This is a genomic window from Christiangramia gaetbulicola, assembly GCF_003054225.1.
GTDB lineage: Bacteria > Bacteroidota > Bacteroidia > Flavobacteriales > Flavobacteriaceae > Christiangramia > Christiangramia gaetbulicola.
Window position 1 is genome coordinate 908355 of the sequence record NZ_QBKQ01000001.1, and the last position, 15638, is coordinate 923992.

A 15638-nucleotide genomic window follows, 5' to 3' on the forward strand; every position below is an offset into this window, starting at 1 on the left:
GCGTTGGAGATGCTTCAACGCGATTTTTTTATATCCGGGTCCTATCATATTAAGATAATTCAGAGGCCAGGGACCTTATATCTTTAGAAATAATTGTTGGTTCAGGAGCCAGCGGAAAAACGAATTTCCCTTCTCTCTGGATAAAAGCCGTTTGCATTCCGGCCCTGGCTGCCCCGGCAATATCCCATCCATGTGCGGCGACCATCATGGAAGTATTTAATTCTGCCCCGGCCTTTTCCACCGCAAAGCTGTACGTATCTGGATGTGGTTTGTATTTCTTTACGGCATCTACGCTTAAAATAAGATCGAAGTATTGTTGTAATCCGGCAAATTCCAGCTGATCTATTAATACCGAAGGTTTCCCGTTGCTAAACGCGATCATTTTATAACCTGCCTGCTTCAGCTTTGCCAGGCCTTCTGCCACTTCAGGATAAGCATGCAAAGAGCTTATAGGACTAAGGATCTCTCCTATTTTCTCATCTTCAAGATCTAAATCATGTTTCCGGGCATTCATCTTCAGCACCGAAGCTGCGATCTTGCTAAAATCGTGGTAGCTACCTGTAATGGATTCTACCAAAGAATACTGCAGCAATTCTGAAAACCATACCTCAGCGGCATTTTCATCATTTAAGGCAGAATTGATGCTGTCTTTAAGTGGCTGCAGATCGAGCAGGGTCTCATTCACATCGAATATTAGCGTGGAAATATTTGCTTTCATAGACACAAAATAAAAAAGCCGGCTTTAAAAACCGGCTCGTCCTTTATTATTTAACTTTTACTTATCCTTATACTTAAATTTCTGGCCACCCACAGAGATCTCTATCATCGCTCCGCCTTTAGGCATGGTAACCACGGCCATTCCATCTTCAAAATTAACGCTTCGGGAAGCCCCTTCAGTAATTGCTACTGCCGAAACTCCCCCGGTAAATTCCAGCTCCCCAGATTTGAACTCTTCAAGATCCTGCTTGGTCTGGAAAAATATCGCTTCTCTAAAAGCTTCACCACCAATTTGAAGACCTACATCTACCTGTCTTAACTGGGCCCATCCAATTTGTTCACCTCCTTGGTATACAACTCCGTTTCCCGCAGCACCACCGGCGATAAAGGCTCCTTTTCCAACATTAGGGAAAACCACATAACCGTAAGCATCATCTGCAAGCCGGGCCACATCTGCGTTATTTTCACGTAATTCCTCCATGGCATACCTCGCATCTATCACCAGTGTTTCCTTATCTTTATCTTTTATAAAATCTTTCTGATCCTTCGATTGCGCATTGACATCCAGGTTGAAGACCAGTGAAAGTATAAAAATCATAAACCCGTATTTCTTCAAATTTTTCATAATTCAGCTATTTTAGATTGACCACAGAAGTTAACAAAGTATCGCCTAATATTCTGTTAATCAGATGTTATAAGAATACACTTTAACAATGACCACTTCTAATTAAAGCATCTGTTTTTGAACCTAATTAAATTATTTTGCCTAATTTTTACTTTACTAAAACTTCAAAATGAAAAAATTAGCTTCCATTCTTATTCTGGTTATAGCCTTAGTGAGTTGTAAATCTGAAAATAAAAAGAGCAAAGAGCTTTCTTCCAATATCGAACAGGCGAATAATGACAGTACTATATTAAGAGAAAAGCCTGAAGATATCGTAGAGCCTACGGGAATGCGCTGGGTATCTGGAGTGGACTTTACTATGGGAGCACCAACTTCAGATCCTTTGGCTTTACCCAGGGAACGCCCCGCACATCCCGTTGCAGTAGATGGATTTTTTATTGATATTACTGAAGTCACCAATAAGGAATTCAGGAAATTTGTAGAGGAAACCGGGTATATAACCGTGGCAGAAAGGCCTATAGACTGGGATGAACTTAAAAAACAGTTACCTCCCAGTACTCCAAAACCTCATGATAGTCTATTGCAGCCAGGTTCACTGGTCTTTAAAAGAGACCTGGAAACCCTTAAAGAATATAATTATTCTCAGTGGTGGGAATGGAAGATCGGTGCAAATTGGAAACACCCTCTGGGACCAGGAAGTGATATAGAGGGAAAAGATGATTTCCCCGTGGTCCATATTTCTTTTGAAGATGCCATGGCCTATTGCAAATGGGCCGGCAGAAGATTGCCCACCGAAGCTGAATGGGAAGCTGCCGCTCATGGCAAGAGACCCGGCGGGATCTACACCTGGGGTAATGATGAAAAAGAACTTAATTATCTCGCAAATACCTGGCAGGGTGAATTCCCTTTAAAGAATATACCTGAAGACGGTTACAAATACGCCGCTCCGGTAAAATCATTTCCCGCAAACAGCCTGGGAATATTTGATATGGCCGGGAATGTTTGGGAATGGACCCAGGATTGGTATGATGAAAAGTATTATGAAAAACTCATTGCCAACGGGAAAGCAATTAATCCAGCAGGACCAGATAAACCTTATAACCCTGTGAACCCTTATGAAAAGGAGAAAGTGATCAAGGGAGGATCTTTCCTTTGTAATAAATCATACTGTGCCAGCTATAGAATTACCGCAAGAATGCCCCAGGCCCTGGATTCAGGTTCAGATCATCTTGGATTTAGAACGGTAGCAACGGTAGATATGCTTAGAAACGAGTAAAGAAAAACACAACTTCATCTTCAGGAAACCATGAAAAAATTAGTGATCGTTTTTATTACCGGCATATTAATGATGCTAAGCTGTAAATCACAAATGAACAATAAAAGCACGGAATCTATGGGAGACAATTCGAGAAACTCATTAGACTGGAACGGCACCTATTATGGAGTGCTGCCATGTGCAGATTATGAAGGCATTCAAACCAAGGTCATTTTAAACGATGATCTTACCTATAGCTACCAAACCAGATATAAGGGGAAGGAAGATGCTGAAATTATTACAAAAACCGGAAAATTTAAATGGAGCGATGATGGTAGTAAGGTGACCTTAGAAGGTCTTCCCGAACCAAATATGTTCCTGGTTGGCGAGAACAGGCTATTTAAGCTGGATAAAAACGGGGATAAGATCAAAGATGAACTTGCAGACAAATATATCCTCGAAAAGCAGGAAAATAATCTGACCAACAAATACTGGAAACTGGTAGAACTACTGGGAAAACCTGTAAAGACCGAGGGAAATCAGAGAGAAATTCATTTCATCTTAAGACCAGAGGACCAGCGAATTGGTGGTTTTGCCGGTTGTAATAATTTTAATGGCTCATATGAAATATTACCCGGTAATAGAATAAATTTCAGTAAAATGGCAACTACCATGAAAGCCTGTATAGATATGACCCAGGAAAATGAATTTCTTAAAGTCATGGAAAGGGTAGATAACTACAACCTTAATGAAGACAGGTTGCAATTAAACCGCGCAAGAATGGCTCCTCTCGCCAAATTTGAAGCCGTTTATTTCAATTGAAAACCTCATCATTACAAAGCCATATTTTTATAAAATTTGAATTATAACTAGGCTTATTATCTCCATGATTTTTAAAATCTTCATGACGAAAAACAGCTTTCGCAAGAGCTGATACATTTTATAGAAACGACCAAAAAATTCTTAATACACTGCTAAACAGTATATTGTAGGTTTTTATTTATTATATTTAATTGTTTTTGAGCGGAATTCTTCTAATCTGCGCTCATTCTTTTATTAACTACTATATAAATCTAAAAACAATTTTAGCTATGAAAACTAATGTTTTAAGTGTGTTGATCGCAATAGTTCTTTTTTCATGCGGAACCAACACTCAAATTGTAGGCGCCTGGACCAAGGATAATATTGCCGCTAATACTTCCTATAAAAAAGTATTTATTGCCGCGTTAACTCCCAATACCAACGTACAGAATGCCCTCGAGAATAATTTGGCTTCAGCAGCACGAGAAAGAGGAATTGAAGCGTCTACCAGCAAACAGACTTTTTCAACAACTTTTACCTCAACGAACCAACCCACCAAAAGCGAAATTCTTGATAAGGTAAGGGCAGAGAACGCAGATGCGATCTTTACCGTGACCCTGCTAGACAAGGAATCTGAAACCAGGTATGTACCAGGTTCTACTACCTATTACGCTCCAATGTCATATGGTGGCTACTACGGCAATTTCTATTCCTATTACAATACCATGTATCCCATGACCTATGATCCTGGATATTATAAAACAGATAAGATCTACTATTTAGAGAGTAATTTATATGATGCCACTACCGAAGAACTTATCTGGTCTGCCCAATCCAAGACGGTAAATCCTTCAAACATAGATTCATTCGCCAGGGATTATACCCAGGCAATGATCAATGAACTAATTAAGGATGGTGTTTTGAAAAAATAAATTCCATCCATAACCATTAAAGTCAACGGGTTATGAAAAGATCATTTTTCCTGTTAGTACTGGGCATAGCAACATTTTTTTGCGGCCAGGCTCAGGATTCGCATTACTGGACCCAGCAATACGGGACCCGGTCTGCCCTGCTTTCCGGGGCTGTCCTTGGAGGAACCAATGATAATACGATGATCTATTATAACCCGGGAGGGCTTGGTTTTCTTGATAATTCATCTATTTCTATCAACGCTAGCGCCTACGGAATTGGAAATATAAGAGTTGAAAATGCTCTGGGTCAACAGGCAGATTTTGAAAGCATGCAAGTAGGTTCTGTTCCTCTTCTCGCCGGCGGAATGATAAAGATGAAAGACCAGAAATGGAAAATTGGTTATGCCTTCATCACCCCGGTAGATTTCAGTTTTAAAGGAATTGCCCGGCTAGACAATAGTTTTGAGGTGATCGACGATCCTGAAAGTCCAGGCCTGGAGGAACTGGTTGCTGAAGCCGCGGTTACCACCAAGACTTCAGAGATCATCTTTGCTCTGGGCGTTGGAAGAAAACTGAATGAAAACTGGTCGGCAGGATTGAGTAATTTATTTACGGTACGTTCGCATTCTTACCAGCGTAACTTTTCTTCCTATGTTTTTATGAACGACGAAAACCGCACCCTGGTTGGTGCAAACCAGAACCAGAACGCAGAATATTACAATGTTCGTTATGCCGCCAAATTAGGCGCGGTTTATAAAAGTGGATCCTGGAGTACCGGCCTTACTATAACTACTCCATCGGTAAACTTTTTCGGGCAGGGAACCCTGGCTAATAACATCGCGGTAAGAAATTTAACGCTCATAGACGATAATCGAATTAGCGGAGTGGCCACGGCCAGGCAGGCCGAGTTAAAAAGCACTTACAAATCTCCGTTTTCGGTAGCCCTGGGGACCAATTATAATAAAGGAAATTCCAGTGCAGGAATCGCCATACAGTACTATAATTCCATCGATATTTATGATATCATGGAACCTGTACCTGGAACTTTCGTTAGGCCTGCCGAGCTTGCCCCGGAGTTGCAAAGCGACCGATTTCTTAGGAACAGGGCGGGTGCAGAATCAGTGCTTAATATAGCCGTTGGATATGAACATCAAATGAGCGAATCCTTATCGCTGTTAATAAGTGCGAGGAACGACATGTCTTATTTCGACGATAGGCTCAATGATGGTCCTGGAATAAAAACCACCATCAGCTCCTGGGATATTTATCATTTCACCGGCGGGGTGAATCTTGATCACAAGAATAGCAGTTTAAGTTTAGGACTTCTCTTTAGTACCGGTAATACCGGGAAATATGAACAGCCCGGAAATATAAATCCAGAGGATGTCAACCTTCTTGAAGGTACCACCACTATTACCCGGGCGAGTTATAACAATATTGGCCTGTTATTGGGCTATACGCTCTACCTTAACAGGCTTAATCCTGAAAAGAATAAATAAAATCGAGAGGTCAGAATCTGTAAATATTTAACTGATTTCCAGAGTATCAACAAGTCCAACAATTCGTAAAATATTCTTAAACATTTCTTATTTTACTGTTTTTCAGTGATTTATAATTCTTTTTATTTTTAAATTTATAATCCTCATTTCAAATTATCCCAAACTAAACCCTATTTAGCGGAAGATATTTACAGGTCTTTCTACAGGTCTAATTCTTTGAACATCCATTAAAATTGAATTTATGAAAAGGCTAGGTTTAGTTTTATTCATCAGTACTATATTATTTACAGCGGCTCATGCCCAAACCTTTACCATGGGTAAAAAGTGCCAGGAAATTTATCAAAAAACAGAAACTGCCCTGGAACAGGACGCCTTTCAGGAAGCATTGAACATACTCGATGAGTTTTCCAGCGAATGTAAGACCAAGGATGCACGTGAAATGCGCAGTGTTGCTAAAGCCGAAGCATATAATGGCCTGGGACAGTATGATGATGCTATAAGAGAAGCCGATCTTGCCTTGGACATCACCAAGCAAAAAAGCCTGAACGCCTGGTTCCAGAAAGCCATGGCCCAGAATAAAAAAGGAGATATACAGGCTTCAAAAGAAAGCCTTGAACAGGTAATGAACCTTACCGAAAATAACCAGAACACCAAAGAAAGAGCCTCTAACTACGCGTTGATGGGTGCCTTATACAGCCGGCAACTGAATTCTCCAGATTCTGCCTTTTTTTACCTGGATAAAGCAAAAGCCCTGGATCCCGGGAATCCTAACATCATGATACAGGAAGGCGATATCTATGTGAATTATAATGAATATGACAAAGCCTTTGCCGCTTACGACCAGGCCCAGGCTGCCGGGAAGAACGATATGGAAATGTATATCATTAGAAGTGAGGCCAGGCTGAAACAAATGGACAATAAATATGGCACTGCCAATGCCCAGGAATTAAGATCAAAAATGAGTGCGTCAGAAAAAGAAACCCTCTGTACAGACCTGCAAAAAGCTATTGAAATGGGCTGGCGGGACATGAATAAAGACATGTTCGCTGCCTTGGTATGCAAATAAAACCTTGAAAATATGAAAAAGACGATCACCTTATTATTAGTTGTAAGCCTGTGTATTGGCGGCTGCGGAACAATGAATAAACAACAAAAAGGAACTGCAGCCGGTGCTGCCGGTGGAGCCCTCATTGGGGCAGCAGTATCTAAAGGAAGTATCTGGGGTATCCTTGCGGGTGCCGCGGTTGGAGGCGCTGCCGGAAACCTAATAGGTAAGCACATGGATGAACAGGCCAAGGAACTCGAGCAGGCCGTACCTACTGCCGAGGTAAATCGCGTGGGAGAAGGTATCAATATGACCTTCGATTCCAGCCTCGCTTTTCAGATCAATTCTGCCGACATCAGTGATTCCTATAAAGATGAGCTTAGAAGTGTAGCCGATGTTTTTAAGAAATATGATGATACCAATATTTTGATCGAAGGTCATACCGATGATTCCGGAGCAGAAGATTATAACATGGAGTTATCCAAAAAAAGGGCACAGGCGGTATCAGACTTCCTGGTAAGCCAGGGAGTAAGCTCGTCCAGGCTTACTACCAAATGGTATGGGGAAAGTCAGCCAAAATATCCCAACGATGATGCCAACCGCGCTAAGAACCGAAGAGTAGAATTGGCTATTTACGCCAATGATGATATGGTAGCCGCCGCGAAACAAGGAGAATTAGATTAGTTTGTTTATTAACCATTCTGAAAACACCGTTTGTAGTTATACAGGCGGTGTTTTTATTTTCTGTAGCACACTGCTACGGTCTTAACAGTATCCAAAAAAAGTGTATCTTTTGTTTAGTTTTTAATACCTAAACTTTTCAAATCCAGAACTTTTAAACCGGTAAAGAGAATTTTTAAACTTTAAACAAAGGACCTGTCTATGCTCTCTATTCTGAAAAAGCCTATAGCGCGAATCATACTTTTTGGCCTTTCTCTGGCGGCTATTCTGCTTATCATTTATGGTCCCAAACAACCCGGACTGGAAGATAAAAAAGTACTGGTGGGCAATGCAGACGTCGCCCAGCTAATCGCCAGCTGGAATCGTACCTGGAACCGTATGCCTACCGAGGAAGAACTTAGCGGAATGCTGGAAAATTATGTACGCGAAGAGATACTTTACCGTGAGGCACTAAACCAGGATATGGATGAGAATAATTCGATGATCCGCAGGGGCCTTATCGTACAAATGAATATGCTAGCCGAATCCCAGGCTCAGGAAAAAAAGATCTCTGAAGAGGCGATCAGGGCTTATTATGACCTGAGAAAGGATCAATTTACCCGGTCTCCCATTTATTCTTTTACCCAGCTGAATTTCGATGGCGGAATTGCTTCCGAAGAAATTGAAAAAATTCGCGAAAAATTAAATGCAGATAAGCTCACACCAACAGCCAAAGATCTTCCCGGAAATAAAGGAATGCTACCCAGGAATTTTGAGAAAGCAGGTGCAGATGAAATAATAAGAACCCTGGGCGAAAACTTTATACAACCACTGGAAGAACTGGAACTAAATACCTGGGAAGGCCCGGTAAGATCTGGATTTGGATGGCACCTGGTATATATCACCGAAAAATTACCGGCTGAACCATTGCCCCTGGAAACAGTTAAAGACGCCATCATTACCGAATTGCAGTATGAAGAGGCCCGGGCGGCCAAAGAACAGTTCTATACCGAGCTAAGGCAGCAATATGACGTGGTTTATGAAGGTATCGCTAAAGACCTGCTGAATGATTAGAAGCTTAAAAAAGCTGGTATATATTCTCCTCCTTGGAATTTGCTTTTTAAACCCCGCAGATTTCAGGGCAGATATCGTATATCCCGCCAGGCTCGAACTTACCGAAACTGAATCTGGTGTTTTTGAAGTGTTCTTTACCCTGCCCGTGATCAACGGCAAGGTACTCAAGGCCAGCCCGGTATTACCGGAAACCTGCGAGAATCTAAGCCAACCCGAGATATCTGGTTCTGCCTATTCTAAAGTACTTACCTGGAACATTGCCTGCAAACAGGAGCAAATTTATGGGAAGCAAATTGGGATTGAAGGCCTTCAGGGCAGCCAGGTAGAGATCCTGCTCGTAATAAACTTGCTGGATGGTCGCAGCTATAACAGGAAACTGAGCCCGGCCATGGCTTATTTTGAAGTGCCCTATCCTCCCACCAGCCTGGAATTACTTACAACTGGCAGCCTTAACGGCGCGAGGGCATTGCTCCTCCAGCCTTATTTCTACCTTTTCCTGCTTTCGTTGATCTTCTTTTTAGGCCTAAGCGGAAACAAAAAATATTACCTCGCCCTATTCCTGTCTATAATAGCCGGCTACCTTTTAGGAAGCTTCGAATTAATGAAATCTCCCGGTTGGATTTTTCCCGTAACCAGTCTTTTCATAGCATTTCTTATTAGTTTGCAAGCCAGTAAAAGCAAGCTAAATTCATTTTCATTGCTGTTGATCTTAGCTCCGGGACTATTCCTGGGAAATGTGCTGAACCTCCAGGAAATTGAAATGGTGCTCACCCCGGGAGAAAACCTGGGCTATTCTGTCTTTTTTTGTTTGGGGATCGCACTGGGACTTTTTCTGGCCGGAATACTATTTTACCAGCTCAGGAATATTTTAATAGGTTACCATATTTTCGAAAAGATCCTTGTTCCCATCTCCATTCTTATAGGTTCCCTAAGCCTGGGATTATTCATTTTTGAGGCCAGCCTTTTCTGGAGAACACCCTCTATGCTTCCGCAAATTCCGGGAGTGAACCTGTTGTTTTTTCTTCTGCTAGCAATAATCGGCCAGGCGCGAAATTTAATGACCACGGGCTTAAGTTTTGCCATTTTTTCAACAATGGGGCTGATCCTTCTTATGAACGGCTTTTCCATTCCTTATGCCGAAATAATGCTGCTCGCCCTGATCCTGATCAGCAGTATTATTTTATTGCTGAAAGGAACGCTTCCAAAACAAATGCTCCTGCTCACGATCGTTTTGGGGTCCCTTCTCTCTGGAAATATCCTGGGAGCCTTCGCCAACAATAACCTGTCTTTTCCTGTGGGGCGATCGGTTGGTTTCCTCGTTTTCGGATTATTTCTTATCAGCATCCTGGGAAGCTTTCGAACTAACAGGCCTGCTTCAGGTATTTTTGAAAAGATCATTTCCACAGCGCTGTTGGGCTTCGGTCTGATTTTGGTAATTCAGCTTTTCAGTAACGAATATTTTGAAGGTATCGCTTCAGAATATTTAAGCGGAAGCCTTCCTATCCCTATATTAAGCCTGGTTTTGATCATCGCGGCGGTAATTTCCTGGCCACGTAACCGGAAGATCCACCGGCAGATGAAACTGAAATCACGAAAACCTGTACTCAGCCTGAGCCTGGTCATCCTGGCCATCCTATTATTGCCCTTCCATATTGGCATTAATAATCCGTGGTTCGAGGCGAAAGACCTGGACCAGCAGGGAATGAAACTTATCATGGAAAATGTACTTTCCAATACCTATACTGCCTTCAATGAGGAAGATGAAGAGAAATTGTTCGAGGAACTCTCGCGGAATGTAGATACCGAACTGCTTGATAATGTGTACCTGGACAGCCGCAGGAGGTTGAATATAGGCCTGCGTGAAGGTGCCGAAGTAAGTGTACAGGAGGTAGAATTGAACAGCCTGGGAGAGCCCGATTTGCAAACAGATAAAGATGTCTTTGAATATCCTGTGCAGTGGACCGTGACTGCCCGGGTACGGCATTTAAAACATATACACTACCGTAAGAATTCCTATACCGGCACTATTGCCTTAAAATCTATAGACAATAAATGGAAGATCTCAAAGATAAACCTCACCTCCGAAGACCGGAAAGTGATCGCGGCTTCCAGCCTTTGATCAAACTTGAAGAGATCCGGTTTTTTTATACCAGGGATTCTTTTAATCTAAGCATCCCGCAACTTGCTATTGGCAGATCTGAAAAACTGGCCATTACGGGACCAAGCGGCTGCGGGAAGACCAGCTTACTGAATCTTATTTCGGGAATTGTAAGGCCAGTTTCTGGGAAGATCTTTCTCGGGGATATCGAGTTAAGCGCCTTGAACCAACAGGACCTGAAAGACATGAGGTTGATGAAAATGGGGCTTATCTTCCAGCAGTTCGAATTACTGGAATACCTCAACGTACTGGATAATATCCTCCTGCCCTTCAGAATCAATCCTATTTTACAACTTCAAGAGAAAACTAAAGAAAGAGCTGCCGCACTTGCTGCTTCCATGGGACTTGGAGATAAACTAAAGCGCTACCCGGCGAAGCTTTCGCAGGGAGAACGCCAAAGGGTATCGGTCGCGCGGGCTCTGGTCACCAAACCCGAAGTGCTTATTTGCGATGAACCGACCGCTAACCTGGACCCGGTGAATCGGGATAGGATTCTGGATATCATTGATTCCTATTGCGATGAAACTAAAACGACTTTGATCATGGTTACCCATGACCAGGAGATCCTGCACAGGTTTCACCGCATCATTAACATCCTGGATTATTCGAATTATAAGGATAAAAACGAGCTAAATGGGTAACAGTTTTTACATAGCCTGGAAGTACCTGCAGTTCTACTGGGGCAAGACCCTGCTGCTTATACTTTCTATCGCGCTGGTCATCTTTATCCCTCTGGGACTTAATTACCTGGTGAATAAAGGTTCGGCAGATCTTATGGACAGGGCAGAAAAAACACCTTTGATAGTCGGGGCAAAAGGCAGCGAGACCGAACTTAGTTTAAGCTCGCTATATTTTAAAAAGCCAAAGATCGAACCACTTGAATACAGGGAAGTTGAAAAATTGAAGAGTCAGCAACTGGGTAAACCCATCCCGCTGAACCTGGAATACCAGGTGAAGGAACAGCCTATCGTGGGGACTACCTCAGATTATTTTGAATTCCGGGAACTGGAATTAAAAGAAGGAAGAAGAATGGCCATTCTGGGTGAATGTGTCCTGGGTGCTAAAGCGGCTGAAAAACTCAATGCAAAAGTTGGTGGTTCAGTGATCTCTTCGCCTTCAGGAGCTTTTGATGTAGCCGGAAGTTTTCCTTTGAAGATGAGCGTGGTGGGAATTTTAGCAGAGACCGGTACGCCCGATGACGAAGCCGTATTTACAGATATCAAGACCAGCTGGGTCATTTCGGGAAAAGCTCACGGTCACCAGGACCTGCAACAAATTGAAAACGACACTTTGCTGCTTAATAAGAATGAAACTCAGGCGGTGGCCAGTCCTGCCGTACTTTCTTATACCGAGATCACGCCTGAAAATATCAATTCCTTCCACTTCCATGGAGATCCCAGCGATTATCCTGTAAATGCGATCATCGTTCAGCCAAATGACCGTAAATCGGCTTTGATGCTGAGGGGACGTTATGAGAACGAACAGGATGCAGCGCAAATGCTGGTGCCGGCAGAAGTCATTGCCCAGCTGGTAGATACCATGATCTCGGTGCGTGACCTGTTGATCCTGGCTGGGGTCATCATTGGCATTGCCTGCCTCGCGATCCTGGCCTTTGTGTTCGCTCTTTCCATTAAACTTAGAAAAGCCGAACTCACTACCATGAAACATATTGGCGCTTCCCGTAATTTTATTGGGAGCGTTCTAAGCCTCGAAGTAGGCATCGTGCTTATTTCAGCCATAATCATTTCCGGATTATTAACTTTACTGATGGGAAATTTTGGAATTCCCCTAATCGAAAAATTCATCTCATGAAAAAGATCATTTTATCATTGACGCTTTTGGTCCTGGTTTTCGCCTGTAAAAATAAAGAAAAACAAAGTTCACCGGATGAAACCAAAGAGCCTGAAAAACAACCGGTGGTATATGTAAGCAATTATCCCCTGTATTATTTCGCCAGCGAGATAGGCGGTGATGCTATAGACCTCAGGTTTCCCGCCAGTGACGAAACCGACCCTTCAGACTGGGTTCCCGGGGCTGAAAATATCGTAAAAATGCAGGAAGCAGATATTATCCTGCTGAACGGAGCCACCTTCGAAAAATGGCTGAACAATGTTACTCTCAAGAATGAAGATATGGTGAATACCACCGAAGGTATGCAGGATAAAATGCTTCCTCTGGGAGAAAAATTTACCCATAGCCACGGGGAAGGCGGTGAACATACCCACGAAGGGACTGCCAGTATCACCTGGCTGGACCTCTCCCTGGCGATAGCCCAGGCCGAAAAAGTGAACGAAGCGCTGAAAAAAGAAGCCCCCGGTAAAGGTGAAGACTTCCAGGCGAATTTTGAAAAGCTGAAAAACAGTCTTTCTGAATTGCATAAGAACTACCAGAACCTGGAAATAGATCCTGAAAAGGTACAGTTGATCTATTCACATCCTGTTTATCAATACCTGCAAAACGCCTACGGACTAAAAGGCGAAAACCTGCACTGGGAAACTTCAGACGGCTGGGACAAGGATAAAAAACATGAGATAGAACACCTGGCTAAAAAAGGCAAAAAGACCTACCTGGTTTGGGAAGATGAACCCTCCAAAGCTATGCGTAAAGGCCTGGAGGAAATGGGAGTGACTTCTGTTGTGGTGAACCCACTGTTCGGGCAGCCGGAAAACCTGGATATGCAGGAGGTTTTGTTCAAGAACCTGCAGAGCCTGCAGAAGATCTCTGAATAAAATATAGGCTGTCTAAAAATCGTTTTTTCGTCAACCTGTCCCGATACTTCGAAAGTTTCAGGTTCTCATTAAATCTACTTTAGTTCTTGAGATTCTGAAATAAATTCAGAATGACGCTTTTCTTGAAATCAATATTACGTCAACCTGAACTTCTTCAGGTTCTCCCCAGGAATAAAAAAACCGGGCGCAAACCCGGTTTATGTTGTTTTATTCTGATGGACTATACCAAATGGGGCTCGTCCAGGCTCGTTCCTGTATGGTCTTGGGAAGATCATCCCTTAATGGCCGGTTCAGTTTTATAAGGTCTAAAGTGGACCAGCGCGGAGTGGGAATTTGTAAAACCCTAACGTAATAGAATGCATGTTGTTTAGGATCAAAATCTGGATCTTTCCAAACTGTAGAAAGAGCCTCATCCCCAATATCATTGCTATACTTACCGGTTTCCAGGTCTACACTATTTCCAACCTCTGGAAGTGAACCATTTCCATCCAGTTTTCTATCCCCAGACCAGGCCACATTATATATCTTTTCCTGATTTTTGCCATTGTCAACCCATCCTTTTATTACCTGTATTCTGTCCAGGTTAGCACCGTCGGTTTCTTTTAATGCCTGAATAATAAAAACAGGAGCTTTACCTTCTGAATTTACCGAAAGATCACTGCCCATAGGAACTCCTTCACTATATGCCGATTCCAGCCAATTATCATTATCCAGAATTTGCTCATTAAAGTCGTAGCCGGCAAAGAAACGTACTTTCATCCTGGGACCTGAAGTAGCGAAGGTTTCTTTTCTCTGCATGGCCTCAAAAATAGCCTCACGTGTATTAGACGTAGCCCAGATCGCTCCCACGCCTCCGGTGCTGAATTCACGTACCTGCTTGGCTGCTTCCTTGCTAACCCCAGGCGGACCATCGATGCGATGCTTAGGATCGTTCTCAAAACCAAATTTACCGGTATAGTTATCTTCTTCGATCGATGCGGCGGAATTATGCGTGTCAGAATCCCCAATAAAACCCATTTTAAAAGGATTAATATTTTTAGAATCCTGCAACTCTATACCACGCAACAAAGCGTCCCGTGCATAACCTCCTTTTTTATTCTTTGGAGGAGTCGCTGTACTTGCCAGCGTATAATCCCAAAGCTCGAAATTAGCGAACTCATCTTTAGGATTCAGTTGCGGGTGTACTTCAGAGGTTCCTTTGATCTGACTGATCTCATACAATGGCTCATTTCGCATACGGGTTTCAGCATAGGCTTCAGCCAATTCACTGCCACCATAGGATTTGGTAACCGGAAACATGAGACCATCACTGGCATTTCCGTTATGAGGAATCGCTAATAATTCATTTCCCTGTGACCTTTGTGAATCCATCCACTCCCAGAGTTTCTCCGGCACATCAGAATCTATTGCCGAAAATGGTTTAGGAGGTACATTTTCAGTATCAGCGAAAACCACGATTCGGTGGAGGTTTTGCCAGTCTGGATTAGATGTCCATTCATACCCGGCGAAGGTGGTAAATTTTCCTGGCTCATAATGCTTATCAGCTATATCACAAATTTGTTTCCAGAAATCCTGCTGGACTTCGGGATCACCTAGGATAGAATCATTTTTACCATTGGAAATCATGTCCAGTATCTGCGTGTAAGCATCAAAGGATTTTTTTGGATCATCCCCGGTAACATCGGCTGCCAGCGGATGTTTACTAGCCGGATGAGCGGGATCTGCCATTTTGGGTAGGGATCCCATAAACTCTGAATGATCTGATACTACGTACCAGTCCAGCGGTTTCTTGATCTTTAAAGGAGTACCATCTCCACCCCCAGGGATCTGCTCGCCTTTGGCCCAGCGATAAGCCCCATCAGGCCCGGAGGCCGCTCCATTGATATAAGCATCAAAAGACCATTGCGTATGCACATGAAGGTTCCCAAAATAAACATCTTTTGTTGGATTTTCCTGGATCTCAGGTTCATCGGTTTCTGTAGAAGTTTGGGCGGTATCTTCGGAATCTTTATCAGACTTACAGGAAATGAAAATTATGAGGACAAATACGAAAAAATAAGGTCGCAGCTTCATATTAAAATGTATTAGAAAGTTAACAGAATATCTAATATACTGAAAAACAGTTTTTTATATGCCTTTTTTTGTAACTTAATGTTCGCTTTTG

14 protein-coding genes are annotated in these 15638 nt (G+C 42.7%); 11 read left to right on the forward strand and 3 right to left on the reverse strand.

The window, feature by feature from the left end; all coding sequences use genetic code 11:
• Positions 1 to 49: 49 nt before the first annotated feature.
• Positions 50 to 718, reverse strand: coding sequence for a haloacid dehalogenase type II (locus C8P64_RS04125; protein WP_108170765.1), 669 nt, complete (start codon positions 716 to 718; stop codon positions 50 to 52).
• 57 nt (positions 719 to 775) lie between these two features.
• Complete coding sequence (locus C8P64_RS04130) at positions 776 to 1342, reverse strand: lipid-binding SYLF domain-containing protein (RefSeq protein ID WP_108170766.1); 567 nt, start codon at positions 1340 to 1342, stop codon at positions 776 to 778.
• 169 nt (positions 1343 to 1511) lie between these two features.
• Here C8P64_RS04130 and C8P64_RS04135 point away from each other — a divergent pair, with 169 nt between their 5' ends.
• The 11 genes from C8P64_RS04135 to C8P64_RS04185 all read left to right on the forward strand — a co-directional run bounded on the left by C8P64_RS04135 (position 1512) and on the right by C8P64_RS04185 (position 13474).
• Positions 1512 to 2618 carry a formylglycine-generating enzyme family protein gene (locus tag C8P64_RS04135; RefSeq protein ID WP_108170767.1) on the forward strand — a complete coding sequence of 369 codons (1107 nt, stop codon included), beginning with the start codon at positions 1512 to 1514 and terminating at the stop codon, positions 2616 to 2618.
• Positions 2619 to 2648: 30 nt separating this feature from the next.
• The gene (locus C8P64_RS04140) at positions 2649 to 3419 is read left to right on the forward strand and encodes an META domain-containing protein (RefSeq protein ID WP_108170768.1); all 771 of its coding nucleotides are present in this window, start codon (positions 2649 to 2651) and stop codon (positions 3417 to 3419) included.
• A gap of 269 nt (positions 3420 to 3688) precedes the next feature.
• Positions 3689 to 4330 (forward strand): hypothetical protein, encoded by a 642-nt coding sequence (locus C8P64_RS04145; RefSeq protein ID WP_108170769.1) that lies wholly within the window; start codon positions 3689 to 3691, stop codon positions 4328 to 4330.
• Positions 4331 to 4362: 32 nt separating this feature from the next.
• A complete protein-coding gene (locus tag C8P64_RS04150) occupies positions 4363 to 5808 on the forward strand; it encodes a hypothetical protein (protein WP_108170770.1) in 1446 nt (481 codons plus the stop codon).
• A 241-nt stretch (positions 5809 to 6049) separates the two neighbouring features.
• Positions 6050 to 6874, forward strand: coding sequence for a tetratricopeptide repeat protein (locus C8P64_RS04155; RefSeq protein WP_108170771.1), 825 nt, complete (start codon positions 6050 to 6052; stop codon positions 6872 to 6874).
• A 12-nt stretch (positions 6875 to 6886) separates the two neighbouring features.
• Positions 6887 to 7537, forward strand: coding sequence for a YiaD family glycine zipper/OmpA-like lipoprotein (locus C8P64_RS04160; protein WP_108170772.1), 651 nt, complete (start codon positions 6887 to 6889; stop codon positions 7535 to 7537).
• 198 nt (positions 7538 to 7735) lie between these two features.
• On the forward strand, positions 7736 to 8587 hold the full coding sequence (locus tag C8P64_RS04165) for a peptidyl-prolyl cis-trans isomerase (RefSeq protein WP_108170773.1): 852 nt from the start codon (positions 7736 to 7738) through the stop codon (positions 8585 to 8587).
• The gene (locus tag C8P64_RS04170) at positions 8580 to 10706 is read left to right on the forward strand and encodes a hypothetical protein (protein WP_108170774.1); all 2127 of its coding nucleotides are present in this window, start codon (positions 8580 to 8582) and stop codon (positions 10704 to 10706) included. Before C8P64_RS04165 ends, C8P64_RS04170 begins: the two co-directional genes overlap by 8 nt.
• Positions 10640 to 11386 carry an ABC transporter ATP-binding protein gene (locus C8P64_RS04175; protein ID WP_211307589.1) on the forward strand — a complete coding sequence of 249 codons (747 nt, stop codon included), beginning with the start codon at positions 10640 to 10642 and terminating at the stop codon, positions 11384 to 11386. The genes C8P64_RS04170 and C8P64_RS04175 overlap by 67 nt, the downstream gene beginning before the upstream one ends.
• Positions 11379 to 12557: an ABC transporter permease gene (locus C8P64_RS04180; protein WP_108170775.1), complete on the forward strand. Its 1179-nt coding sequence runs from the start codon at positions 11379 to 11381 to the stop codon at positions 12555 to 12557. Before C8P64_RS04175 ends, C8P64_RS04180 begins: the two co-directional genes overlap by 8 nt.
• On the forward strand, positions 12554 to 13474 hold the full coding sequence (locus C8P64_RS04185; protein WP_108170776.1) for a metal ABC transporter substrate-binding protein: 921 nt from the start codon (positions 12554 to 12556) through the stop codon (positions 13472 to 13474). Before C8P64_RS04180 ends, C8P64_RS04185 begins: the two co-directional genes overlap by 4 nt.
• A gap of 207 nt (positions 13475 to 13681) precedes the next feature.
• Here C8P64_RS04185 and C8P64_RS04190 read toward each other — a convergent pair whose 3' ends face one another.
• Positions 13682 to 15547: a DUF3604 domain-containing protein gene (locus tag C8P64_RS04190; protein ID WP_108170777.1), complete on the reverse strand. Its 1866-nt coding sequence runs from the start codon at positions 15545 to 15547 to the stop codon at positions 13682 to 13684.
• Positions 15548 to 15638: the final 91 nt, after the last annotated feature.